At 60.3% G+C, this 23614-nt stretch carries 13 protein-coding genes; 8 read left to right on the forward strand and 5 right to left on the reverse strand.

The window, feature by feature from the left end; all coding sequences use genetic code 11:
• The first annotated feature begins 19 nt into the window (after nucleotides 1-19).
• The 4 genes from PSUM_RS03700 (at nucleotide 20) to PSUM_RS03715 (ending at nucleotide 7794) form a co-directional block, all read left to right on the forward strand.
• On the forward strand, nucleotides 20-3127 hold the full coding sequence (locus tag PSUM_RS03700) for an efflux RND transporter permease subunit (RefSeq protein WP_083349000.1): 3108 nt from the start codon (nucleotides 20-22) through the stop codon (nucleotides 3125-3127).
• On the forward strand, nucleotides 3124-4605 hold the full coding sequence (locus PSUM_RS03705) for an efflux transporter outer membrane subunit (protein ID WP_020800099.1): 1482 nt from the start codon (nucleotides 3124-3126) through the stop codon (nucleotides 4603-4605). The genes PSUM_RS03700 and PSUM_RS03705 overlap by 4 nt, the downstream gene beginning before the upstream one ends.
• A 269-nt stretch (nucleotides 4606-4874) precedes the next feature.
• On the forward strand, nucleotides 4875-6956 hold the full coding sequence (locus PSUM_RS03710; protein ID WP_083349001.1) for a putative bifunctional diguanylate cyclase/phosphodiesterase: 2082 nt from the start codon (nucleotides 4875-4877) through the stop codon (nucleotides 6954-6956).
• 91 nt (nucleotides 6957-7047) lie between these two features.
• Nucleotides 7048-7794: an SDR family oxidoreductase gene (locus PSUM_RS03715; protein ID WP_020800101.1), complete on the forward strand. Its 747-nt coding sequence runs from the start codon at nucleotides 7048-7050 to the stop codon at nucleotides 7792-7794.
• Nucleotides 7795-7884: 90 nt separating this feature from the next.
• On the opposite strand, the gene mapR is transcribed toward PSUM_RS03715, so the two are convergent.
• The 3 genes from mapR to PSUM_RS03730 all read right to left on the reverse strand — a co-directional run bounded on the left by mapR (nucleotide 7885) and on the right by PSUM_RS03730 (nucleotide 11270).
• Nucleotides 7885-9294, reverse strand: coding sequence for a GntR family transcriptional regulator MpaR (gene mapR, locus PSUM_RS03720; protein ID WP_020800103.1), 1410 nt, complete (start codon nucleotides 9292-9294; stop codon nucleotides 7885-7887).
• 116 nt (nucleotides 9295-9410) lie between these two features.
• Entirely contained in the window at nucleotides 9411-10841 is a 1431-nt protein-coding gene (gene ccoG / locus PSUM_RS03725) for a cytochrome c oxidase accessory protein CcoG (RefSeq protein ID WP_083349002.1), read from the reverse strand.
• Nucleotides 10842-11036: 195 nt separating this feature from the next.
• A complete protein-coding gene (locus tag PSUM_RS03730; protein ID WP_020800105.1) occupies nucleotides 11037-11270 on the reverse strand; it encodes a DUF3203 family protein in 234 nt (77 codons plus the stop codon).
• 136 nt (nucleotides 11271-11406) lie between these two features.
• Here PSUM_RS03730 and PSUM_RS03735 point away from each other — a divergent pair, with 136 nt between their 5' ends.
• Nucleotides 11407-11910: an MgtC/SapB family protein gene (locus tag PSUM_RS03735; protein ID WP_083349003.1), complete on the forward strand. Its 504-nt coding sequence runs from the start codon at nucleotides 11407-11409 to the stop codon at nucleotides 11908-11910.
• Between the two features lie 515 nt (nucleotides 11911-12425).
• Here the strand turns inward: PSUM_RS03735 and PSUM_RS31770 are convergent.
• Nucleotides 12426-12593: a hypothetical protein gene (locus tag PSUM_RS31770; protein WP_020800108.1), complete on the reverse strand. Its 168-nt coding sequence runs from the start codon at nucleotides 12591-12593 to the stop codon at nucleotides 12426-12428.
• Between the two features lie 205 nt (nucleotides 12594-12798).
• Here PSUM_RS31770 and PSUM_RS03740 point away from each other — a divergent pair, with 205 nt between their 5' ends.
• The 3 genes from PSUM_RS03740 to glgB all read left to right on the forward strand — a co-directional run bounded on the left by PSUM_RS03740 (nucleotide 12799) and on the right by glgB (nucleotide 20447).
• Nucleotides 12799-14793 carry an alpha-1,4-glucan--maltose-1-phosphate maltosyltransferase gene (locus tag PSUM_RS03740; protein ID WP_083349004.1) on the forward strand — a complete coding sequence of 665 codons (1995 nt, stop codon included), beginning with the start codon at nucleotides 12799-12801 and terminating at the stop codon, nucleotides 14791-14793.
• 75 nt (nucleotides 14794-14868) lie between these two features.
• On the forward strand, nucleotides 14869-18210 hold the full coding sequence (gene treS / locus PSUM_RS03745) for a maltose alpha-D-glucosyltransferase (protein ID WP_083349005.1): 3342 nt from the start codon (nucleotides 14869-14871) through the stop codon (nucleotides 18208-18210).
• Between the two features lie 2 nt (nucleotides 18211-18212).
• Entirely contained in the window at nucleotides 18213-20447 is a 2235-nt protein-coding gene (gene glgB, locus PSUM_RS03750; protein WP_020800627.1) for a 1,4-alpha-glucan branching protein GlgB, read from the forward strand.
• A gap of 112 nt (nucleotides 20448-20559) precedes the next feature.
• Here the strand turns inward: glgB and PSUM_RS03755 are convergent, their stop codons facing one another.
• Nucleotides 20560-23307 (reverse strand): autotransporter outer membrane beta-barrel domain-containing protein, encoded by a 2748-nt coding sequence (locus PSUM_RS03755; protein WP_083349006.1) that lies wholly within the window; start codon nucleotides 23305-23307, stop codon nucleotides 20560-20562.
• Nucleotides 23308-23614: the final 307 nt, after the last annotated feature.

The raw sequence follows: 23614 nt of genomic DNA on the forward strand, positions 1-23614 counted from the left end.
CTCCCACAGAGGTGGGTCAATGAACCTCTCGGGACCTTTCATCAAGCGCCCGGTCGCAACCATGCTGCTGAGCTTGGCCATTATGCTCCTGGGCGGTGTAAGTTTCGGCCTGTTGCCGGTCTCACCCCTGCCGCAAATGGACTTCCCGGTGATCGTGGTGCAGGCCAGCCTGCCGGGCGCCAGCCCCGAGGTCATGGCCTCGACGGTGGCGACCCCGCTGGAACGTTCCTTCGGCGCCATCGCCGGGGTCAACACCATGAGCAGCCGCTCCAGCCAGGGTTCGACCCGGGTCATCCTGCAATTTGACCTCGACCGCGACATCAACGGCGCGGCGCGGGAAGTGCAGGCGGCGATCAACGCCTCGCGCAACCTGCTGCCCAGCGGGATGCGCAGCATGCCGACCTACAAGAAGATCAACCCGTCCCAGGCACCGATCATGGTGCTGTCGCTGACCTCGGACGTGCTGGAAAAAGGCCAGCTCTATGACCTGGCCTCGACGATCCTGTCCCAGAGCCTGTCGCAGGTGCAGGGCGTTGGCGAAGTGCAGATCGGCGGCAGCTCCCTGCCGGCGGTGCGCATCGAACTTGAGCCCCAGGCGCTCAACCAGTACGGCGTGGCCCTGGACGATGTGCGCAACACCATCGCCAATGCCAACGTGCGCCGGCCCAAGGGTTCGGTCGAAGACGATCAACGCTTGTGGCAGGTACAGGCCAACGATCAGCTGGAAAAAGCCAAGGACTACGAGTCGCTGATCATCCACTACGCGGACGGCGCAGCCCTGCGCCTGAAGGATGTGGCCAAGGTCAGCGACGGCGTCGAGGATCGCTACAACAGCGGCTTCTTCAATAACGATTCGGCGGTACTGCTGGTGATCAACCGCCAGGCCGGTGCCAACATCATCGAGACGGTCAACGAGATCAAGGCCCAGTTGCCGGCGTTGCAGGCCGTGCTGCCGGCCAGCGTCAAGCTGAACCTGGCCATGGACCGCTCGCCGGTGATCAAGGCCACGCTGCACGAGGCGGAGATGACCCTGCTGATCGCCGTGGCGCTGGTGATCCTGGTGGTGTTCCTGTTTCTCGGCAACTTTCGCGCCTCGCTGATCCCGACCCTGGCGGTGCCGGTATCGCTGGTCGGCACCTTTGCCGTGATGTACCTCTATGGCTTCTCGCTGAACAACCTGTCGCTGATGGCGTTGATCCTGGCCACCGGGCTGGTGGTGGACGATGCCATCGTGGTGCTGGAGAACATCTCTCGGCACATCGACGCGGGTGTACGACCGATGAAGGCGGCGTACCTCGGCGCCCAGGAAGTCGGCTTTACCCTGCTATCGATGAACGTGTCGCTGGTGGCGGTGTTCCTGTCGATCCTGTTCATGGGCGGGATCATCGAGAGCCTGTTCCGCGAGTTCTCCATCACCCTGGCGGCGGCTATCGTGGTGTCGCTGGTGGTCTCGCTGACCTTGACGCCGATGCTCTGCGCCCGTTGGCTCAAGCCGCACACGCCAGGCCAGGAAAACCGCCTGCAACGCTGGAGTCAGCAGGCCAACGAATGGATGGTCGGCAAATACGCCACCAGCCTTGACTGGGTGTTGCGCCACCGTCGCCTGACCTTGCTCAGTTTATTCGTGACAATTGGCGTTAATATTGCGCTGTATGTTGTTGTTCCTAAAATATTTCTTCCTCAGCAAGACACTGGCCAACTGATCGGTTTCGTGCGTGGCGATGACGGTTTGTCGTTCAGTGTGATGCAACCGAAAATGGAGACCTTCCGCCGCGCCGTGCTCAAGGACGAAGCCGTTGAAAGCGTCGCCGGTTTCATTGGTGGCAGCAACGGCACCAACAACGCGTTCATGCTGGTGCGCCTCAAACCCATCAAGGAACGCAACCTTTCCGCGCAGAAGGTCATTGAACGCCTGCGCAAGGAAATGCCCAAGGTTGCCGGTGCGCAACTGATGCTGATGGCCGACCAGGACCTGCAGTTTGGCGGTGGCCGCGAACAGACCTCGTCGCAATATTCCTACATCCTGCAAAGCGGTGACCTGGGGGCGCTGCGCGAGTGGTATCCAAAAGTGCTGACGGCGCTCAAGGCGCTACCGGAACTGACCGCGATCGATGCCCGCGAAGGCCGGGGCGCCCAGCAGGTGAAGTTGATCGTCGATCGCGACCAGGCCAAGCGCCTGGGCGTGGACATGGCGATGGTCACGGCGGTGCTCAACAACGCCTATGCCCAGCGGCAGATTTCGACCATCTACGACAGCCTCAACCAGTATCAGGTGGTGATGGAGGTCAATCCCAAGTACGCCCAGGACCCGATCACGCTCAAACAGGTGCAGGTGATCACCGCGGACGGCGCGCGGATTCCGCTGTCGACCATCGCCCATTACGAGAACAGCCTGGCAGACGATCGGGTTAGCCATGAAGGCCAGTTCGCCTCGGAAAGCATCGCCTTCGACATGGCCGAAGGCGTGACCGTGGAGCAGGGCAGTGCCGCCATCGAGCGAGCGATTGCTTTGGTGGGCCTGCCGGAAGACGTCATCGCGAAAATGGCCGGCACCGCCGATGCCTTCGCCGCGACCCAGAAAAGCCAGCCGTGGATGATCCTTGGCGCGCTGGTGGCGGTGTACCTGGTGCTGGGCGTGCTATATGAGAGCTACATTCATCCGCTGACCATTCTGTCCACCTTGCCTTCGGCGGGTGTCGGCGCGTTGCTGTCGATCTACGCCCTGGGCGGTGAGTTCAGCCTGATCTCGTTGCTCGGCCTGTTCCTGTTGATCGGCGTGGTGAAGAAGAACGCCATCCTGATGATCGACCTGGCGTTGCAGCTTGAGCGGCATCAGGGCATGGCGCCGCTGGAGTCGATTCGCAACGCGTGCCTGCAACGTTTGCGGCCGATTTTGATGACGACCCTTGCCGCGATCCTCGGCGCCTTGCCGCTGTTGCTGAGCCGCGCGGAAGGTGCGGAAATGCGCCAACCGCTTGGCCTGACCATCATCGGCGGACTGATCTTCAGCCAGGTGCTGACCCTTTACACCACCCCGGTGGTCTATCTCTATCTCGACAAACTGCGCCATCGCTTCAACCACTGGCGTGGGGTGCGTACCGATGCTGCTTTGGAAACTCCGCTATGACTGACCGTTCGCTATTCAACCTGGCTGCACCGCTGATCAGCGCTCGAGGGTCGCGGTTGCTGAGCCTGTCGCTGTGCGTCGCGATGCTCAGTGCCTGCGCCATCGGCCCGGATTACCAGCGCCCGCAAACCGCAGAACCTGCGCAGTACAAGGAAGCAGCCGGCTGGCGCCAGGCCAACCCGAGCGATTCCCTGGCTCGCGGTGCGTGGTGGGAGCTGTACGGCGACCGGCAACTCAATGGCTTGATCGAGAAGCTCAACAGCGCCAACCAGACCGTTGCCCAGTCCGAAGCCCAGTACCGCCAGGCCCAGGCCTTGGTACGTAGCGCCCGTGGCGCGTTTTTTCCGACGGTGGACCTGACACTGGGGAAAAACCGCTCCAGCCAGGGTACCGGCAGTAGCAGTTCCAGCCTGACCAGTTCGTCCAGCGGTATTCGAGACACCTACACCGCCCAGGCCGGGGTCAGTTGGGAGGCCGATGTCTGGGGCAAGTTGCGCCGTGGTCTTGAAGCCGACACCGCCAATGCCCAAGCGAGTTTTGCCGACCTGGCGGCGATGCGCCTGAGCCAGCAGTCGGAGCTGGTGCAGAACTACCTGCAGTTGCGGGTGATCGACGAGCAGAAACGCTTGCTTGAAGCGACTGTCGCGGCCTACCAGCGTTCGCTGAAAATGACCGAAAACCAGTACCGTGCCGGGGTATCCGGCAAGGACGCGGTGGCCCAGGCCCAGACGCAACTCAAGGGCACCGAGGCAGACATGGTCGATCTGATCTGGCAACGCGCGCAGTTGGAAAACGCCATCGCGGTGCTGATCGGCTTACCACCGGCCGAATTCAGCCTGGCGGAAACACAAACGATCCCAGCCTTGCCCGAGGTGCCGCTGAGCCTGCCTTCGCAACTGCTGGAACGCCGGCCTGACATTGCTTCGGCTGAACGCTCGGTCATCGCCGCCAACGCCAACATCGGCGTGGCCAAGGCCGCCTATTACCCGGACCTGACCCTGAGTTTGAACGGTGGCTACAGCAGCAGCACGTCGAAAGACCTGTTCAGCCTGCCGAACCGTTTCTGGTCGGTCGGCCCGCAACTGGCAATGACCCTGTTCGACGGTGGGCAGCGTTCGGCGGAAGTGGACCGTAGCGAAGCAGCCTATGACGAAACCGTGGCCAAATATCGCCAGACTGTACTCGACGGTTTCCGGGAGGTGGAAAACTATCTGGTCCAGCTCAAGGTGCTGAAGGACGAAGCCGTGGTGCGACAACAGGCGTTGGACGCAGCCCGTGAGTCGTTGCGACTGACCGAGAACCAGTACAAGGCGGGGGTGATCGCTTATCTGGATGTAGTGGTGGTCCAGGCCGCGGCTTTGAGCAATGAACGCAGTAACCTGGACCTGTTGCAGAGCCGCCTGATCGCCAGCGTGCAGTTGATTGCGGCCCTGGGCGGCGGCTGGGACGGCCAGCTTCAGGTGACTGATAACCCCTGACGCCACCCCTCACTGTAGGAGCTGCCGCAGGCTGCGATCTTTTGACGTTGCTTTTTAAAAACAAGATCAAAGGATCGCAGCCTGCGGCAGCTCCTACAGGGATTAACATGTGCCGATGGAGTTAATGTAAAACCTTAAAACAAGCGTTTCATCGCCTTGCTGGCCTTTTGCTCATTTTGTGAGTGCGTTCTCATTTGGAATCAGTACAATCCCTCGGATTTACACCTCCGAGAACGGAAGCAGTACGGAGGTGATTGCGAGACATCTCCATGCTCATCGGTAGCTACTCCCCAACGCTGGTCATCATTTCGCTCTGTGTGGCAATTCTCGCGTCATACACTGCACTGGACCTGACCGGGCGCATTGCCACGGCCAAGGGCCGGGCGGTGCATTGCTGGACGGCCGGCGGTGCGTTCGCCATGGGCATCGGCGTATGGTCGATGCATTTCATCGGCATGCTAGCCTTCAAGCTACCCATCGACCTGGGGTACGACCTCTCTATTACCTTGCTGTCGCTGTTGATCGGCATCCTGTCCTGCGGCTTCGCCCTGTGGCTGGTCAGCCAGGCGCAGTTACCGGCCTGGCAGCTGGCGTTCGGTGCGCTGGTCATGGGCGCCGGGATCAGTGCCATGCACTACACCGGCATGGCGGCGATGCGCATGCAGCCGGGAATCGACTACGACCCGACGCTGTTCGGCGCATCCTTGCTCATAGCCGTAGTCGCCTCCGGCGCAGCACTATGGATTGCGTTCCGCCTGCGCCAGCACGCGCCTTATGTGCGCCTGATCCGCGGTGGCGCGGCGGTGCTGATGGGCATTGCCATTGTCGGCATGCACTACACCGGCATGGCCGCCGCGCAGTTTCCCGCAGGCAGCTTTTGCGGCGCAGCCGCCAATGGCCTGAGCGGCAACGGCCTCGACAACCTGGTGCTGATCACCACCCTGGCGGTATTGAGCATCGCCTTGCTGACTTCGATCCTCGATGCGCGCCTGGAGGCCCGTACCGCCAGTCTTGCCCAGGCGCTGACCGAAGCCAACCGCGAACTGACCCAACTGGCCTTGCACGACACCCTGACCGGTCTGCCGAATCGGATGTTGCTGGCCGACCGCATCGATCAGGGGATCTCCAGGGCCGACAACGAGGGTGGTTGCCTGGCGTTGATGTTCATCGATCTCGATGGCTTCAAGCCGGTCAATGACGCCTTCGGTCACCATATGGGCGACCAGTTGCTGCGTGAAGTCAGCTTGCGCCTGCGCGAAGACCTGCGTGGCCAGGACACCCTGGCACGCATCGGCGGCGATGAGTTCGTGCTGCTCGTTCAATTGAGCGTACCGGATGACGCAGTGAGCCTCGCAGCCCGGCAAGTGAGCTTGATCGCCCGGGCATTCCGGGTGGCCGAGCATGATCTGCAGATATCCGCCAGTGTCGGCATCGCCCTGTATCCGGGCAATGGCCAGACGGCTCATGAATTGCTGATGAACGCCGATGCGGCGATGTATCACGCCAAGGGGACGGGAAAGAACGGCTACAGTTTTTTCGATGTCTCGATGAACAGCAACGCGCGCAAGCAGCTGCAATTGCTGCAAGACCTGCGCAACGCCGTGGACCAGAACGAGTTCAGCCTGCATTACCAGCCCAAATTCGACGCTCACAACGGCCGTCCGGTGGGCGCTGAAGCGTTACTGCGCTGGGAGCATCCGACCCAGGGCATGCTGCTGCCGGACAAATTCATCGAGCTGGCGGAGAAAACCGGGCTGATCATTCCCATCGGCGAATGGGTCCTCAACGAAGCCTGTCGCCAGATGCGCGAATGGTATGTGCTCGGCTACACCCACTGGCGCATCGCGGTTAATCTCTCGGCGTTGCAGTTCTGCCACGCGGGCCTGGTGCAGAGCGTCGCCAAGGCGCTGGCCACCCACCATTTGCCAGCCAACAGCCTGACCCTGGAGATCACTGAAACCACGGCCATGAGCGACGCCGATGCCAGCATGACGGTGCTGCAGGAGCTGTCGGATATGGGCGTTGATTTGTCCATCGACGATTTCGGTACCGGCTATTCGAGCTTGATGTACCTCAAGCGCCTGCCGGCCAACGAGCTGAAAATCGACCGCGGTTTCGTCCGCGACCTGGAGCGTGACAGCGACGACGCCGCCATCGTTTCAGCCATCGTCGCCCTCGGCCAGGCACTGGGCTTGCGGATCGTCGCGGAAGGCGTCGAAACAGGCTCGCAGCAGGACTTCCTGACCCAACTCGGTTGCGATTCGCTGCAGGGTTATTTGCTGGGGCACCCGCTGCCGGCCGAACGCTTCATGAAGGAAATCCACCGCAGCGAGCAATTGGAACTGGCTTGATCTGGCGGGACCGATGACGGTGCCATGCAAAATCCGCAAATGGCGGTTATTCTTCCCCCCGACTGCATAGGTTTGAAGGGGGAAAGTGGGCATGGACAAAGTCATCGTCATCACCGGTGGAAGTCGCGGCATCGGTGCCGCCACTGCGCTGTTGGCCGCCAGGCAAGGTTATAGGATCTGCATCAACTACCAGTCCGATGAGCAGGCGGCGCAAACGGTGCTGGACCAGGTCCGCGCCTTGGGTGCCCAAGCCATCGCCGTGCGCGCCGACGTCAGCATCGAAGACGAAGTCGTCGCTTTGTTCAACCGGGTGGACAGCGAGCTGGGTCGAGTCACCGCGCTGGTGAATAACGCCGGCACCGTGGGGCAAAAATCCCGGGTCGACGAAATGTCCGAATTCCGCATCCTCAAAATTCTCAAGACCAACGTGTTGGCGCCAGTCCTCTGCGCCAAGCACGCCATCTTGCGCATGTCGCCCAAGCACGGCGGGCAGGGCGGCAGCATTGTCAACGTATCCTCGGTCGCCGCGCGTTTGGGCGCCCCCAACGAATACGTCGACTATGCAGCCTCCAAGGGTGCGCTCGACACCTTCACCATTGGCCTGTCCAAGGAAGTGGCCGGTGAGGGGATTCGAGTCAACGCCGTGCGTCCGGGCTATATCTACACCGATTTTCACGCCCTGAGCGGCGATCCGGATCGGGTCAGCAAGCTGGAGTCGGCGATTCCAATGGCCCGTGGCGGGCGCCCGGATGAGGTGGCGGAGGCGATTGTGTGGTTGTTGTCGGATAAAGCGTCCTATGCAACCGGGACCTTTGTCGACCTTGGCGGCGGCCGGTAAACATCAAGATCAAAAGATCGCAGCCTGCGGCAGCTCCTACATGGGATTGCATTTCCTTGTAGGAGCTGCCGCAGGCTGCGATCTTTGCTTTTAGAAGGATCTTACAATCCGCCCCAGCGTCTCCATCGCCTTCTCCGAAGCCTCATCCCACGGGCTGCCATAATTCAGCCGAATACAATTCCTGAAGCGCTGCGTTGGCGAGAAAATCGGCCCTGGCGCAATGCTGATCCCTTGCGCCAACGCCATCTGGAACAACTTCAGCGAATCCATCTGCTCGGGTAATTCCAGCCAGAGGAAGTAGCCGCCAGCGGGTTGACTGACGCGGGTCTGCGCCGGGAAATAGCGGGCAATGGCCGACAGCATGGCGCTTTGCTGTTCCTCCAGGGCATAACGCAACCTGCGCAAATGCCGATCATAACCCCCGTGCTGCAGGTAGTCGGCAATGGCTGCCTGGGCCGGCATCGAAGCGCAAAGGGAGGTCATGAGTTTTAACCGCTCGATCTTCTGTGCATACCGCCCGGCGGCGACCCAGCCAATGCGGTAACCCGGGGCCAGGCTCTTGGCGAAAGACCCACAGTGCATCACCAGTCCTTCGGTATCAAAGGCCTTTGCCGGTTTCGGTGCCTGCTGACCGTAATAGAGTTCGGCGTAGACATCGTCCTCGATCAACGGCACTTGATGGACGCGCAGCAATTCCACCAGTTCGCGCTTTTTCGCTTCGGGCATGGTCGCGCCCATGGGGTTCTGGAAACTGGTCATGCACCAGCAGGCCTTGATCGGGTGGCGTTCCAGGGTTTGCGCGAGCACCCCGAGGTCGATGCCGTCGCGCGGGTGCACGGGGATTTCCACGGCCTTGAGTTTCAAGCGTTCGAGCACTTGCAGGCAGGCGTAGAACGCCGGGGCCTCGATGGCTACCAGGTCGCCGGGTTGTGTCACGGCTTGCAGGCACAGGTTCAGCGCTTCCAACGCACCGTTGGTGATCAGCAATTCTTCCATGGGCAGCATCAAGCCGCCCACCATGTAGCGCAGGGCAATTTGTCGGCGCAATTGCGGGTTGCCCGGCGACATGTCGGTGACCACCATGCGCGGGTCCATGTCTCGGGCAGCGCTGGCCAGGGAGCGCGACAGGCGCTGCAGCGGAAACAGGGTCGGGCTGGGGAATGCCGAGCCGAAGGCTACGGTGTTCGGGTCCTTGATCGATTCAAGGACCGAGAACACCAGTTCGCTGACATCGACTTCGGTGGATTCATTGACCTGGCTGCTGATCCCCGGCTCGGAAAATGGCCGTGGTGCATGGGCGTTGACGAAGTATCCAGAGCGCGGTCGGGCGCGAATCAGGCCGCGACGCTCAAGCAAGTAATACGCCTGGAACACCGTTGACGGGCTTACCCCATGGGTCTGGCTGGCATAGCGCACCGACGGCACACGCTGGCCGGGCCCGAGAACGCCGGTGCGGATCAGTTCAGCAATGTCATCGGCGAATTTTTCGTAGCGTTTCATCGTATGCCCGGATTGGTGTCTTTCAGAAAAGACGAGGTGACTTCTTCGCGAGCAGGCTCGCTCCCACAAGAACGATGCGGCGTCTGCTCGCGAATGGCGCACTGCAGTCTAAGGGATCAACGGTTCATGGGTGCAACAAACCGGCTCTTGGCCTCGCTGAAGATGCCCGGCTCATCGCTGTCGACGATCTTGAAGACGATGCTTTGCGAACTGCTGCCCGGCCGCTCCGTGGTCATCGCCACCGACACGGGAACATCAACAATCTCACCCGGCGCCAGGCTCAAGTCGGTCTTGCCCTGTAGTTGGAAGCCATCGCCATCCACCAGCGTCAGGCGGTAGTCCTGGCGTTGCTGGGTCTTGTTGATGACCTTGAGGCTGTAGATGTTTTCGATCTGCCCCTGGCTGTTCTCACGGAACAGTCCACGGTCCTTGCTCACGTCCAGCGACACCATCGGCCGTTCCATCAGCGCAACGACCAGCGCACCGATCATCACCAGCAACACGGCGGTGTAACCAATCAATCGTGGCCGCAACAGGCGGGTCTTGCCGCCTTGCAGTTGGTGCTCCGAGGTATAGCTGATCAGCCCGCGCTCGTAGCCCATTTTGTCCATGATCGAATCACAGGCGTCGATGCATGCCGCGCAACCGATGCATTCCATCTGCAAACCGTCGCGAATGTCGATGCCGGTCGGACAGACCTGCACGCAGAGCTGGCAATCGATGCAGTCACCCAGGCCGACCTCAGCCGGCTTGACCTCGCGCTTTCTTGGGCCACGGTGCTCGCCACGAGCCACGTCGTAGGAAATGGTCAGGGTATCCTTGTCGAACATCACGCTCTGGAATCGCGCATACGGGCACATGTGCATGCACACCGCTTCACGCAGCCAGCCTGCATTGATGTAGGTGGCACCGGTGAAGAACAGCACCCAGAACAGGCTGACGCCACCCATTTGCCAGGTCAGGAGTTCTTCGGCCAGCGGGCGGATCGGCGTGAAATAGCCAACGAAGGTCAGGCCGGTCAACAGGCTGATGGCCAGCCACAGGGTGTGTTTGGCCGAGCGGCGCAGCAGTTTGTTCAGTCCCCAGGGCGCCGCTTGCAGTTTGATCCGCTGGTTGCGTTCGCCTTCGGTGATCTTCTCGCACCACATGAAAATCCAGGTCCAGGAGCTCTGCGGGCAGGTATAGCCGCACCATACGCGGCCGGCGAACACTGTGATCGCGAACAAGCCGAACGCGGCAATGATCAGCAGCGCCGAGAGCAGGATGAAATCCTGTGGCCAGAACGTCGCGCCAAAAATGTGGAATTTACTTTCGGAAAGGTCCCAGAGCACCGCCTGGCGGCCACCCCAGTTCAGCCATACGGTGCCGAAGAACAGCAGGAACAGAAAACCCGCGCCGCTGATGCGCAGGGAACGGAACAGGCCGGTGAAACTACGGGTGTGGATCAGGTTGTCGCTGGACTTGGCCTTCATCTTTGGACGCGAGGGCTCGAAAGTCTTGACTACGGGGGCGCTTTCCAGGGTTCGGACGGGGATTCTATCGCTCATGGTCTTTCGCTCATCAGCCTCCATCAGGCAGGAGCACTATGAGCGCCGATCTGTTTGCATAACAGACTCAGGTATTGCTTTAAAAACCGGATCAGATGGTCGCGGTACCCCCGCCTGCGACAAGTTGAAGCAGCTGGCGCTGCGGGGCCGGGGGACCTATACCAGACGTTTTCGGGCTTTATTGATCCAGGGCAGTCAAATCACCGAATCACTGTCGGTCGCTTTCAAATGCCGGCGACCATCCACCGCACCTGCTACGGTCAATGCGTCCGCTTCTGCTTCGGTGATGTAGATGCGCTGGCCGTCGAGATCGACCGCCGACATGGCTTTTTCCCCGTCGGTGATGATAGTCACATCGGGACACAGGCGAATTTCCTCGCCGTTTGCGGTGATAAAGAAGCAGGTCTGGTTCTCAATGCGTACGGTCATGGCGTAATCCTGGTTTTTTACGATGGATGAAACATTAGGCTTTCGGCATCGAGCATCGTTCTGTGCAACTGATTAATGGTCGGCGCGGTCCATCCTCCATGACCCATTTGCAAAGCTCTCTACAAGGGAATTCGCCATGAATGCCTGGTGGCACGAAGTCTGGGTTACCCTGCAAGCCGAGTTCGCCGACATCGGCGATGCCTCGCAATTGACCCGCATCACCGTGCGCCTGTTGATGGCCGCGGTACTGGGCGGCATTCTCGGTTTCGAGCGCGAGCACAAGGGCAAGGCCGCGGGGGTGCGCACCCACATGCTGGTGGCGCTGGGCGCGGCGTTGTTCGTACTGGTGCCACAAATGTCCGGCTCCCAGGCGGATGCCATGAGCCGGGTCGTCCAGGGGGTGATCGCCGGGATCGGCTTCCTCGGTGCCGGCACCATCCTGAAAAACCAGGAAGGCGACGAAGGCCACGTTAAAGGCCTGACCACCGCCGCCGGATTGTGGATGACTGCCGCGATCGGGGTGTCTGCGGGGTTGGGAAGGGAAGCCACGGCGGTGTTGAGTACATTGCTGGCGTTAGTGATTCTTGGCGTGATGCCTAGGATCGTGAATATGCTGGATAAAGAAAAAGACCAACTGTAGGAGCGAGCACGCTCGCGAAAAACTCAAGACCGCCTCGGGGTGCCTGGCTACCAGCATTATCGTTCACGATCTTCGCGAGCATGCTCGCTCCTACAGTCGTGAAGTTCATGCTGGCTATAGTCGAAGTCACGATGGGTTAGCTGATTCTCCAGTTCCTTGAGTATCGAGCTTCTAGTGTCCTCTTGAAGACTGCGTTCGATATGGAAGCAGAGAAACTCGTAATTGAAGATTTTCAAAGTGAGGCCAGCCGTCGACGATGGGTTCACGAATAAGCGTGTTTTGCCGTGCGCTTGCTCTTTCGGTGAATCTGCTGCCGTCGAAAAAGGTGTTCATGGCTGGCCGTACTCAAGGGGGGTGAAGTAGTTGCTATGTAAAGCCCTGGGCAAATTCCCGTAAAGCGCCGCCTGGGCAAAAAAATCCAATTCAGGACCGGTACTACACGTTCGCCGGAAACGTCATTCGGACTATTCCTTCGATCGGTCCCCCAGCGCGGCAGGGGGACCGATCAACTGTCTTCATTCAGGGGTCACAATCACCGGTGGCATTGTCGTAGGCGGCTCTTCCCTGGGTGGCGGATTGCTCCCCGGAGGGTCCTGCTCAGGCACAGGCTGCGGATCGCTGGGTGGTATCACCGGGTTGTCGATGTTCGGATCGGGTGTTTCTGCCGGGAATGGATTGTTCATTGTTCATACCTCCAGTGGCACATGGCGTGAGTCGTGCTTAAGTTGGTTGACCACTGTGTAAAGGGTTTGATTCCAGCCAATTGCCGATGAACTTTTCCCGACGCCCGTCGCTCGGAACCTAAGTGAGTTCATTCGGTGAGGGACTGACCGATGTGGATGACAATTGCAGACATGAGCGTCCTTGGGGCGTAAGGAGAGATGCTCGATGACGGCTGAAAAACCTGGTGAGTTGAGCTACAACCCGCACATTCCACTGTCACAGGCGTTGTTATTGCCGCGAATCGTAATCGAAAACACCATGCCGACCCTGGATGGCGGGCAGTTCGCCGTCAAGGCCGTGGAAGGCCAGGATGTGGTGGTGACCAGCAAGGTTTTTGCCGACGGTCACGACAAACTGGCCGTGCGGATTCGCTGGCAGGCCGATGGCGATGAGGCCTGGCATAGCGAGGTCATGATCGAGCTGGGTAATAATGGCTGGCAGGGGCAGTTTCGCGTGCAGGCGCAGGGGCGTCATGTTTTCTGTATCGAGGCCTGGATCGATCAGTTCGCCAGCTTTTGCTATGAACTGGAGAAAAAGCACACTGCGGGCGTGCCTGTCAGCCTGGAACTGCAAGAAGGTCGCCTTCACGTTCAGCAAGCCGCCGAACGCACCGAAGGTCAATTGAGTGAGCAATTGGCAGCCTTGCATCACGAACTGTCGGGGCTGCTCGAAACCGAGCAGGTTGCACTGTTTCTGCACCCTCGTAGCGCTGATTTGATGGCCCAGGCCAATCATCGTGCCTACCTGAGCCTGAGCCCGGAGTACCCGGTCGATGTGGAACGTGAGCTGGCGCAGTTCGCCAGCTGGTATGAACTGTTCCCGCGCTCGATCACCGACGATCCCGCGCGCCACGGTACTTTCAATGACGTGCATTCGCGGCTGGCGATGATCCAGGACATGGGCTTCGACGTGTTGTACTTCCCGCCGATCCACCCCATCGGTCGCAGTTATCGCAAAGGCCCGAACAACTCCCTGACCGCCGGTCCCGACGATCCCGGCAGCCCCTATGCCATCGGCAGTGAAGAGGGCGGGCACGAGGCGATTCATTCGCAGTTGGGCACCCGCGAAGACTTCCGCCGCCTGGTCGCAGCCGCGGCTGATCATGGTCTGGAAATTGCCCTCGATTTTGCCATTCAATGTTCCCAGGACCACCCATGGCTGCAGCAACATCCGGGCTGGTTCAATTGGCGGCCGGACGGCACGATCAAGTACGCGGAGAACCCGCCGAAAAAATACCAGGACATCGTCAATGTCGACTTTTATGCCGTCGAGGCGATTCCCAGCCTCTGGATCGAGTTGCGCGATATCGTCGTGGGTTGGGTGCTGGAGGGCGTGAAGTTGTTTCGCGTGGACAATCCGCACACCAAACCGTTGCCGTTCTGGCAATGGCTGATCGCCGATGTGCGGGCGCTGTACCCTGACGTGATCTTCCTCGCCGAAGCGTTTACCACTCCGGCGATGATGGCGCGGCTGGGCAAGGTCGGTTATTCGCAGAGCTACACCTACTTCACCTGGCGCAACACCAAGCAGGAGCTGGCCACCTATTTCACCGAACTCAACGAGTCGCCGTGGCGCGAGTGCTACCGGCCGAATTTCTTCGTCAATACGCCGGACATCAACCCGGCATTCCTGCATGAATCCGGCCGCCCCGGTTTTCTGATTCGCGCCGCCCTGGCAACCATGGGTTCGGGGTTGTGGGGCATGTACTCCGGCTTTGAATTGTGTGAGTCGGCGGCGATTCCAGGCAAGGAGGAATACCTCGACTCCGAGAAGTACGAGATCCGACCCAGGGACTTCAACGCCCCCGGCAACATCATTGCCGAGATCGCCCAGCTCAATCGTATCCGCCGGCAAAACCCGGCGCTGCACACGCACCTGGGCCTGAAGGTCTACAACACCTGGAACGACAACATCCTCTACTTCGGCAAGCGTAGCGCCGATGGCAGCAATTTCATCCTGGTGGCGGTCAACCTCGATCCGCACAACGTGCAGGAGGCGAATTTCGAGTTGCCGCTGTGGGAGATGGGTTTGCCGGACGATGCCAGCACCCAGGGCGAAGACTTGATGAACGGCCATCGCTGGACCTGGCACGGCAAGTACCAGTTCATGCGCATCGATCCGGCGTATCAGCCGTTCGGGATCTGGCGAATTACCCCCTAGCCCAAGATCGTTCCCACGCTCTGCGTGGGAACGATCCGCGTCAGGGCGTTCTTTCGTATTCAACAGGAGTTTCAAATGGCGAAGAAACCCAAGGCAGCCACCTTTATCAAGGACCCGCTCTGGTACAAGGACGCGGTCATCTATCAAGTTCACGTCAAATCCTATTTCGACTCCAATAACGACGGGATCGGCGATTTTCCGGGCCTGATCGCCAAGCTCGACTACATTGCCGACCTGGGCGTCAATACTATCTGGCTGTTGCCGTTCTATCCTTCGCCGCGTCGCGACGATGGTTATGACATCGCCGAATATCGTGGCGTGCACAGCGACTACGGCACCATGGCCGACGCCAAGCGCTTCATCGCCGAGGCGCATAAACGTGGTCTGCGGGTGATCACCGAACTGGTCATCAACCACACCTCGGACCAGCACGCCTGGTTCCAGCGCGCACGCAAGGCCAAGAAAGGTTCGGCCGCGCGGGATTTCTACGTGTGGTCCGATGACGATCAAAAGTACGACGGCACCCGCATCATCTTTCTCGACACTGAAAAATCCAACTGGACCTGGGACCCGGTGGCCGGCCAATACTTTTGGCACCGCTTCTATTCACACCAGCCCGATCTGAATTTCGATAACCCGCAGGTGATGAAAGCGGTGCTGTCGGTCATGCGCTACTGGCTGGACATGGGCATCGACGGGTTGCGCCTCGACGCGATCCCGTACCTGATCGAGCGCGACGGCACCAACAACGAGAACCTGCCGGAAACCCACGACGTTCTCAAAAAGATCCGTGCCGAAATCGACGCCAATTACCCCGACCGCATGCTGCTGGCCGAGGCCAACCAATGGCCGGAGGACACGCAGCTGTATTTCGGCGACACCGATAAAAAGGGCCTGAACGGCGACGAATGCCACATGGCGTTTCACTTCCCGTTGATGCCGCGCATGTACATGGCGCTGGCCCAGGAAGACCGTTTTCCGATCACCGACATCTTGCGCCAGACCCCGGAGATCCCGGCCAATTGCCAATGGGCGATTTTCCTGCGCAACCACGATGAGCTCACCTTGGAGATGGTCACCGACAAGGAGCGTGACTACCTGTGGAATTACTACGCGGCCGATCGACGGGCGCGGATCAACCTGGGGATTCGCCGGCGCCTGGCGCCGTTGATGGAGCGTGATCGCCGGCGCGTGGAGTTGCTCAACAGCCTGTTGCTGTCGATGCCCGGCACGCCGACCTTGTACTACGGTGACGAGATCGGCATGGGCGACAACATCTACCTCGGCGATCGCGACGGTGTGCGCACGCCGATGCAGTGGTCGATCGACCGCAACGGCGGGTTTTCCCGCGCCGACCCGGCCAGCCTGGTGCTGCCGCCGATCATGGACCCGCAATATGGCTACCTGTCGGTCAATGTCGAAACCCAGGCCGGCGACCCGCATTCGCTGTTGAACTGGACCAGGCGCATGTTAACGGTGCGCAAGCAGTCCAAGGCGTTCGGGCGCGGTACCTTGAAAATGCTCTCGCCGACCAATCGCCGGGTGCTGGCCTATACCCGCGAATACACCGGGCCTGACGGCAAGCATGAAATCATCCTGTGCGTGGCCAACGTTTCGCGCAGCGCCCAGGCCGTGGAGCTGGACCTGTCGGCATACGTCGGCATGGTGCCTGTGGAGATGCTTGGCGGTAATGCGTTTCCACCCATCGGCCAATTGAGCTTCCTCCTGACCCTGGCGCCCTATGGGTTCTACTGGTTCGGCCTCGCCGCGGAGAACCAGATGCCGAGCTGGCATGTGGAACCGGCGCAAAGCCTACCGGACTTCACCACGCTGGTGCTGAAAAAGCGCATGGAAGAGTTGCTCGAAGCGCCTTCACGCACCACGCTGGAGCAGGGCATCCTGCCGAACTGGCTGCAGAACCGCCGCTGGTTCGCCGGCAAGGACGCGGCCATCGAGAAGGTCAATCTGGCCTACGGTGTGCGATTTGGCGATGCGCAGCACCCCGTGTTGTTGAGTGAAATCGAAGTCACCGGTGGCGGCCAGACCAGTCGCTACCAACTGCCGTTCGGCTTTATTGCCGAAGACCAGGTCGGCACGGCATTGCCCCAGCAACTGGCCTTGTCACGGGTGCGCCGTGGCCCGCAGGTTGGCCTGATCACTGATGCCTTCAGCCTGGAAAACTTTATTCGCGCGGTATTGCAGGGCATGCAGAACAGCACGGTGTTGCCTTCCGATGGCGGTGAAATCCGTTTTGAACCCACCGCCGAGCTCGCCAAACTGGGCCTGACGGCAGAGTCGGATGTGCGTTACCTGTCCGCCGAGCAATCCAACAGTTCGGTGGTGGTCGGCAACAGCCTGGTGTTGAAACTGATCCGCAAGGTTGCGTCGGGCGTGCACCCGGAACTGGAAATGAGCGCCTATCTGACCGCTGCCGGCTTCGGCAATATCTCGCCGTTGCTGGGCGCGGTAGTGCGTCGGGATGCGGCAGGCGAAGATAACCTGCTGATGATCGCCCAAGGCTACTTGAGTAATCAGGGCGATGCCTGGGAATGGACCCAGAACAATCTGGAGCGAGCGTTGCGCGACGAACTCGCGGACGCCATGTCCGAGCAGGAACAGCATTACAACGCACTTGGCGAGTTGAAGGATTTCGCCGCCATGCTCGGCCAGCGCCTGGGTGAAATGCACCAAGTGCTGGCGGCATCAAGTGAAAATCCTGACTTTGATCCGCAGATCACTACGCAAAAGGATGCGTCCGCGACGGGCAAGGATGTCGTGGCACAAATCGAGCATGCATTGAAATTGCTCAAGCAGCATCAACATGAACTGAACCCTGCGGACAAAACCCTGGTCAGCCGTTTACTGGAGCATAAAAAGGCCATTCTCAGCCATGTCCAGGAGTTGGCCAAAAAGACCGCGGGTGGACTGCGGATCCGTGTACACGGTGATTTGCACCTCGGCCAGGTGCTGGTGATCAAGGGTGACGCGTACCTGATCGACTTCGAAGGCGAACCGGCGCGGCCTTTGCCGGAGCGTCGGGGCAAGCACAGCCCGTACAAGGATGTCAGTGGTGTACTGCGCTCTTTCGACTATGCGGCGGCCATGACCATCAACGTGCATAACGTTGATAACACAGCCCATGCCCAGGACGCTCGCCGGCGGGTCGGCGATCGCTATTTGAGTGAGGCAAGGCAGGCATTTATCCACGCTTATCGGCTGGCGGCAGCTACGCTTGGCCATGCGTGGCAAGATCCGGATGGCGAAGATGCCGCCTTGGCATTGTTCGGCCTGGAGAAGGCGGCGTATGAAGTGGCCTACGAGGCGGAAAACCGCCCCGGCTGGCTGCCCGTGCCGTTGCACGGTTTATATGGATTATTGAGTGGGCTTAAACCCTTTTCCGATCTTGGTGGAGAGTAGTCATGAGTTTCTCGAACAAGGAACAGGGTCATCATCACAGTGAAGCGCTGCTACCCAGGGCGCGGGATATCGATGCGCTGGTGCGTGCCGAGCATCGCGATCCCTTTGCCATTCTCGGCCCCCACGGCGATGGTGCCGGCGGACAATTCATCCGCGCTTATCTACCGGGCGCCTTGAGCGTGCAGGTGGTGGGCAAGGAATCCGGGGAGGAGCTGGGCAACCTGGAAGCGACCCAGACCCCAGGGTTGTTCGTCGGGCATTTCCCGCGGGCACAGCCGTATCTGTTGCGAACCCGCTGGGCCGGTGGCGAACAAATTTCCGAAGATCCCTACAGTTTTGGTCCATTGCTGGGTGACATGGATTTGTACCTGTTTGCCGAAGGCAATCACCGCGACTTGAGCAGCGCCCTGGGTGCCCAGTTGAAGACCGTGGACGGTGTCGATGGCGTGCGGTTCGCCGTATGGGCACCGAACGCCAGGCGGGTGTCGGTGGTAGGTGACTTCAACGTCTGGGACGGTCGTCGCCACCCCATGCGCCTGCGCCATCCCACCGGTGTCTGGGAACTGTTCATTCCACGCCTGCAAGCGGGGGAGGCCTACAAATACGAAATCCTCGGCAAGGACGGAATCCTGCCGCTCAAGGCAGACCCCATGGCGCTGGCCACCAGCCTGCCACCGGACACCGCCTCGAAAGTCGCCCCACCTTTACGGATCGACTGGCAGGATCAGGACTGGATGCAGTCGCGTGGCGAGCGCCAGCGCCCGACGGCGCCGTTGTCGATCTACGAATTGCACGCCGGTTCCTGGCAGTGCGAGCTGGACGACCTGGGTGAAGTGGCCCGTCAATACACCTGGCCGGAACTGGCCGAGCGGCTGATTCCGTATGTCAAGGAGCTGGGTTTTACCCACATTGAGCTGATGCCGATCATGGAACACCCGTTCGGCGGCTCCTGGGGCTATCAGTTGCTTTCGCAGTTTGCCACCAGCGCCCGCTACGGAACGGGCGACGAATTCGCTGCCTTCGTCAACGATTGTCACGTGGCGGGAATCGGCGTGATCCTCGACTGGGTGCCGGCGCATTTCCCCACCGACACCCATGGCCTGGCCCAGTTCGACGGCACTGCGCTGTACGAATACGGTAATCCTCAGGAAGGCTTTCACCAGGACTGGGACACCCTGATCTACAACCTGGGCCGCACCGAAGTGCACGGCTACATGCTGGCGTCGGCGCTGCACTGGCTCAAGCATTTCCACGTCGATGGCCTGCGGGTCGATGCAGTGGCGTCGATGCTGTACCGCGATTACTCGCGCAAGGCCGGCGAGTGGGTGCCCAACCGCCATGGCGGTCGCGAGAACCTGGAGGCCATCGACTTCCTGCGTCACCTCAATGACGTCGTGGCAGTGGAAGCTCCCGGGGCGCTGGTGATCGCCGAAGAGTCCACGGCCTGGCCCGGCGTCAGCCAGAGCACACAGCAGGGTGGCCTGGGTTTCGCCTATAAGTGGAACATGGGCTGGATGCACGATTCGCTGCACTACATTCAGCAAGACCCGGTGTACCGCGCCCATCACCACAACGAACTCAGTTTCGGCCTGGTGTACGCCTGGTCCGAGCGATTCATCCTGCCGATTTCCCACGATGAAGTGGTGCACGGCAAGCACTCGCTGATCGACAAGATGCCCGGCGACCGCTGGCAGAAATTCGCCAACCTGCGAGCCTACCTGAGTTTCATGTGGACCCACCCGGGCAAGAAACTGTTGTTCATGGGTTGCGAGTTCGGCCAATGGCGCGAGTGGAACCACGACCAGCAGCTCGATTGGTACCTGTTGCAGTACTCCGAGCACAAAGGCGTGCAGAAGCTGGTGAGTGACCTCAATCGGCTGTATCGCGAGGAGCCGGCGCTGCATGAGCAGGACGACGTGCCCCAAGGCTTCCAGTGGCTGATCGGCGACGACGCGATCAACAGTGTCTACGCCTGGATGCGCTGGAGCAAGGACGGCCAGCCGATCCTGGTGGTTGCCAACTTCACGCCGGTGCCACGCGAGGGTTATCGGGTGGGCGTGCCGTTTGCCGGGCAGTGGAGCGAGATGTTCAACAGCGATTCGTCGATCTATGCCGGGTCCAACTATGGCAACAGTGGCGGGGTGACCGCCGAGCAAACGCCGAGCCATGGCCAGGCCCTGTCGCTGGCGCTGAACCTGCCGCCGCTGGCGGTGTTGATGTTGCGGCCGGCGGGGTAAGTCAGGCAGCCTGCGCTATCTCCGAATCGCTCTCCAGAGCGGGCTCGCCTCTACAGGGTATTGATCACGACATCAATCCACTCTGGAGGCGGGCCCGCCTGGATGTCGCCCATCAAAAATCCAGCCTCAGCCCGATTGTCGTCTTGCGACCATTCAACTCATTACTGTCAAGCTGGGTGTCGTAGCCTGCTTCGCCATACAGGCTCAAGGCGTCCGACACTTGCAGCGTCATGCCCATGCTCAGGTTCAGTGTCGTGGATTTCTGCTGGGTGTCGATCGCTGTGGTGTCATTGAATGTCACCCGGTCGGTGCCGGACAAGGTATGCCAGACATGGGTGCGCACGTAGGGCTGCAGGGGCATATGGGCAACCTGATAAGTGCCGCGCAGTCGGGCACCGAAACGGGCTGTCAGGCTATTATCGGCATCGAAGGTGACATCGGAGATGCCGTCGTTCTGGCTATCCAGGGCGCGTTGCTGGTGGATAAGTTGTACCTGCGGCTCCAGGACCCAGTCGCCGGAAACCTTTAGCGGGTAACCGGCCTCAAGCGAGAACGTAACGGCATGCCCATGGGTGTTGAGCTTGATCCCGCGGTTGGATTCGCTGTTGATATCCACACCCGTCCACATCAGTACAGTGTCGACGTACCAGCCGTAGGGGTCGATGAGCGTCCAGTACAGGCCCACGCTATCGCCACGCAGTGTGCTTGTACCGGCGTCCCGATGTTCGATTGCGCGATTGAATCCATCGATATCGCCTTGCGATTGGCTGTGACCGACGAAGATACCCAACTTTTGCGTCTGTCCATCGTCGCGGGTCCATCCATACAAATCACTGCCGACCTGGTAACCCGATATCGAGCCGTCCAGACGTGGGCTGACCGTGCCGGCAAAACCTTGGCGACTGTCACTGGCATACATCCGGCCCCAGCCTGCCGGGAAGGCGCCGGCCTGATGCTGTTGGCTTTGGTCGCCTTGGCGTTCATGGAAAGTACCGAGTGCATTGAGCAGCATCTGATTGATGGCAGGTAACAGCGCCGAATACACCGGGACTTCAGGGCGATAGGTCGGGATCGGCGGCTTGCCTGGTTCGATTTCCGGTAACTCCGGTCGAGTCGGCGGAAGCTCGTCTTCGGGGCTATCGATAATACCTGGCAGGGGCACGGGTGGATGTTCCGGCTCTGGCAATGGTACAGGCGGATTTTCCGGCTCGGGCAGAGGCACGTGTGGATCTTCCGGCCCCGGCAGGGGCACAGGCGGGTTTTCGGGCTCGGGCAGGGGCACCGGTGGATGTTCCGGCCCCGGCAAGGGCACAGGTGGATGTTCCGGTTCGGGCAGAGGAGGTGCTACCACGGCGGAGCGCAAGTACCAGTTCTGCGCAGTGCCCGGGATGACCCCTCCCTTGTACAGGTAATACTCAAAGGCACCTGCGGAGATGGGCCCGGGGTAAGTGAATGCCCGGTCACTGCCTGTGGCGCCCTTGAGTGCTTCCACCACCAGGATGCCGTTTTCCCGGGTCAAGTCTCCGGGGCCGGCGAGGTTGGTGATGTGCAGTGCGGTGGAACCTTGCAAAGTGCCTCGCTCCACAACCAGTTTGTCGCTGGCGGCGTTATCACCCGCCAACACGCTGTGCAGCCGCAGTTCGCCCTTGTCGCCAATGTAGTTGCCCTCGACGGTAAGTCGATTGTCTGCACGGGCGTTGCCACTGGTCATGTCGATCAGCCCTTTGTTGTTCAAAGTGGCGAGCTGGCCAGAGTCATAAGGAGTGATGCTGCCCTGTTCGACCAGCAACACACTGCTGCCATGAATGTTGAGCGTGCCGGTGCCTGATACGCTGTCACCGAGGACGAAATTGCCGTCCAGGTTAAACCGCGAACCATTGTCCATGTTCACGGTTTCCCAGTGGGGATAGCGTGTGGGGCTCGCCGATTGGCTGTTGTCGAACGTCAGGGTGTCGCTGCCCAGGCCACCATCGATACTGGGAGTCGATGCCAGGCTGGTTTCCGTGTGATTGAGCAGTAGTGATTGATCGTCGCCGCCATTCAACAGCACAGCCGAGTGAATGAGCCCATGGGTGTCCCAGGTGAACAGGTCGTTGCCGCTGCCGGCAGGGACCTGGCCATGGATCTCGCCGCCGCTGACCGTGATGAAGTTTGCACCGCCACTGACCATGATATTACCGCCGACGGTGCCGCCCTTGATGATGACGTTGTTGTTGTCGGTGCCGGCATCCAGATCACCGAGGATCCGACCGCCAAGCATTTCAAAGGTGTTGGCGTCCTGATTCATCGCGACCGCGCCAATCTGTCCTCCACTCATGAGTGCATGCTCGCCGTTTTCTAAAAGTCCGGTGATGACGCCGGTGCTCATGGTGAAGGTGTCATCGCCTGGCCCCTGGTTCACGGATATGAGGGTGCCACCGCTGATCGCCAATCGGTCGTTGCCGGCCCCTTGGTCGATAAGAGCTGCCGTACCGGCGCTGACCTGTGCGATGTCGGCACCGTCGCCCTGGCGGACCGTGCCACCAATGGTCCCATTGAAGAGTTGAAAGATGTTTGCGCCATCGCCCATGTCCACCGGGCCGAGGATGGCACCGGAGTTCATTGTCAGCAGATCATGGCCAGCGCCGAAAATAACAGGGCCATTGATGTTGCCGTTTCCGCTCTCGGGGAAAACCAGGCTGTTATTGCCGCTTGTGTCGGTGAGCCCTGGGCTGCTTCCGCTGCTGCAGGTGAAGCTGTCATCGGCGTTGGTGGGCACGAGCGTGCAGTCAGCATGGGAGGCCAGGGGCCAGAAAAACAGGGTAAAAATCGACAGGGCAATAGTGCCCGGGAGCCTGAAGGCTGAAAACGGATTGCTCATGATCCATCCTCGCAAGACGTGCTGCTCCCGCTCCTGCGGGGCAGGCCATGGCAACGTCAAGAGCGATACGGATCAGGAACTGCAGGTTTCCTGCGCGAAGTCATCGGGCAATGCAACCGGTCGGCATGGTTTTTACGACTGCGCATTACAAGGCACAGTGTTTTCCCACGGTACCAACAGGTTGTTTGAGGCGCTACTGTCAGAAATAACAGGTGACGAACTATTGGGGCTGGCGAACCTCCGGTTCAGGCGTCATGGGGTAGCCGGCATTGCGGTGTGTCGGACACACCGCATCGTTGCCTTCACC

The organism is Pseudomonas umsongensis, from assembly GCF_002236105.1.
GTDB lineage: Bacteria > Pseudomonadota > Gammaproteobacteria > Pseudomonadales > Pseudomonadaceae > Aquipseudomonas > Aquipseudomonas umsongensis.

Coding starts and splice junctions, on each gene's coding strand:
- treS (WP_083349005.1), top strand. CDS start 14,869: ATGGCGAAGAAACCCAAGGCAGCCACCTTTATCAAGGACCCGCTCTGG.
- PSUM_RS03700 (WP_083349000.1), top strand. CDS start 20: ATGAACCTCTCGGGACCTTTCATCAAGCGCCCGGTCGCAACCATGCTG.
- PSUM_RS03735 (WP_083349003.1), top strand. CDS start 11,407: ATGAATGCCTGGTGGCACGAAGTCTGGGTTACCCTGCAAGCCGAGTTC.
- mapR (WP_020800103.1), bottom strand. CDS start 9,294: ATGAAACGCTACGAAAAATTCGCCGATGACATTGCTGAACTGATCCGC.
- ccoG (WP_083349002.1), bottom strand. CDS start 10,841: ATGAGCGATAGAATCCCCGTCCGAACCCTGGAAAGCGCCCCCGTAGTC.
- PSUM_RS03715 (WP_020800101.1), top strand. CDS start 7,048: ATGGACAAAGTCATCGTCATCACCGGTGGAAGTCGCGGCATCGGTGCC.
- PSUM_RS03710 (WP_083349001.1), top strand. CDS start 4,875: ATGCTCATCGGTAGCTACTCCCCAACGCTGGTCATCATTTCGCTCTGT.
- glgB (WP_020800627.1), top strand. CDS start 18,213: ATGAGTTTCTCGAACAAGGAACAGGGTCATCATCACAGTGAAGCGCTG.
- PSUM_RS03740 (WP_083349004.1), top strand. CDS start 12,799: ATGACGGCTGAAAAACCTGGTGAGTTGAGCTACAACCCGCACATTCCA.
- PSUM_RS03705 (WP_020800099.1), top strand. CDS start 3,124: ATGACTGACCGTTCGCTATTCAACCTGGCTGCACCGCTGATCAGCGCT.
- PSUM_RS31770 (WP_020800108.1), bottom strand. CDS start 12,593: ATGAACAATCCATTCCCGGCAGAAACACCCGATCCGAACATCGACAAC.
- PSUM_RS03755 (WP_083349006.1), bottom strand. CDS start 23,307: ATGAGCAATCCGTTTTCAGCCTTCAGGCTCCCGGGCACTATTGCCCTG.
- PSUM_RS03730 (WP_020800105.1), bottom strand. CDS start 11,270: ATGACCGTACGCATTGAGAACCAGACCTGCTTCTTTATCACCGCAAAC.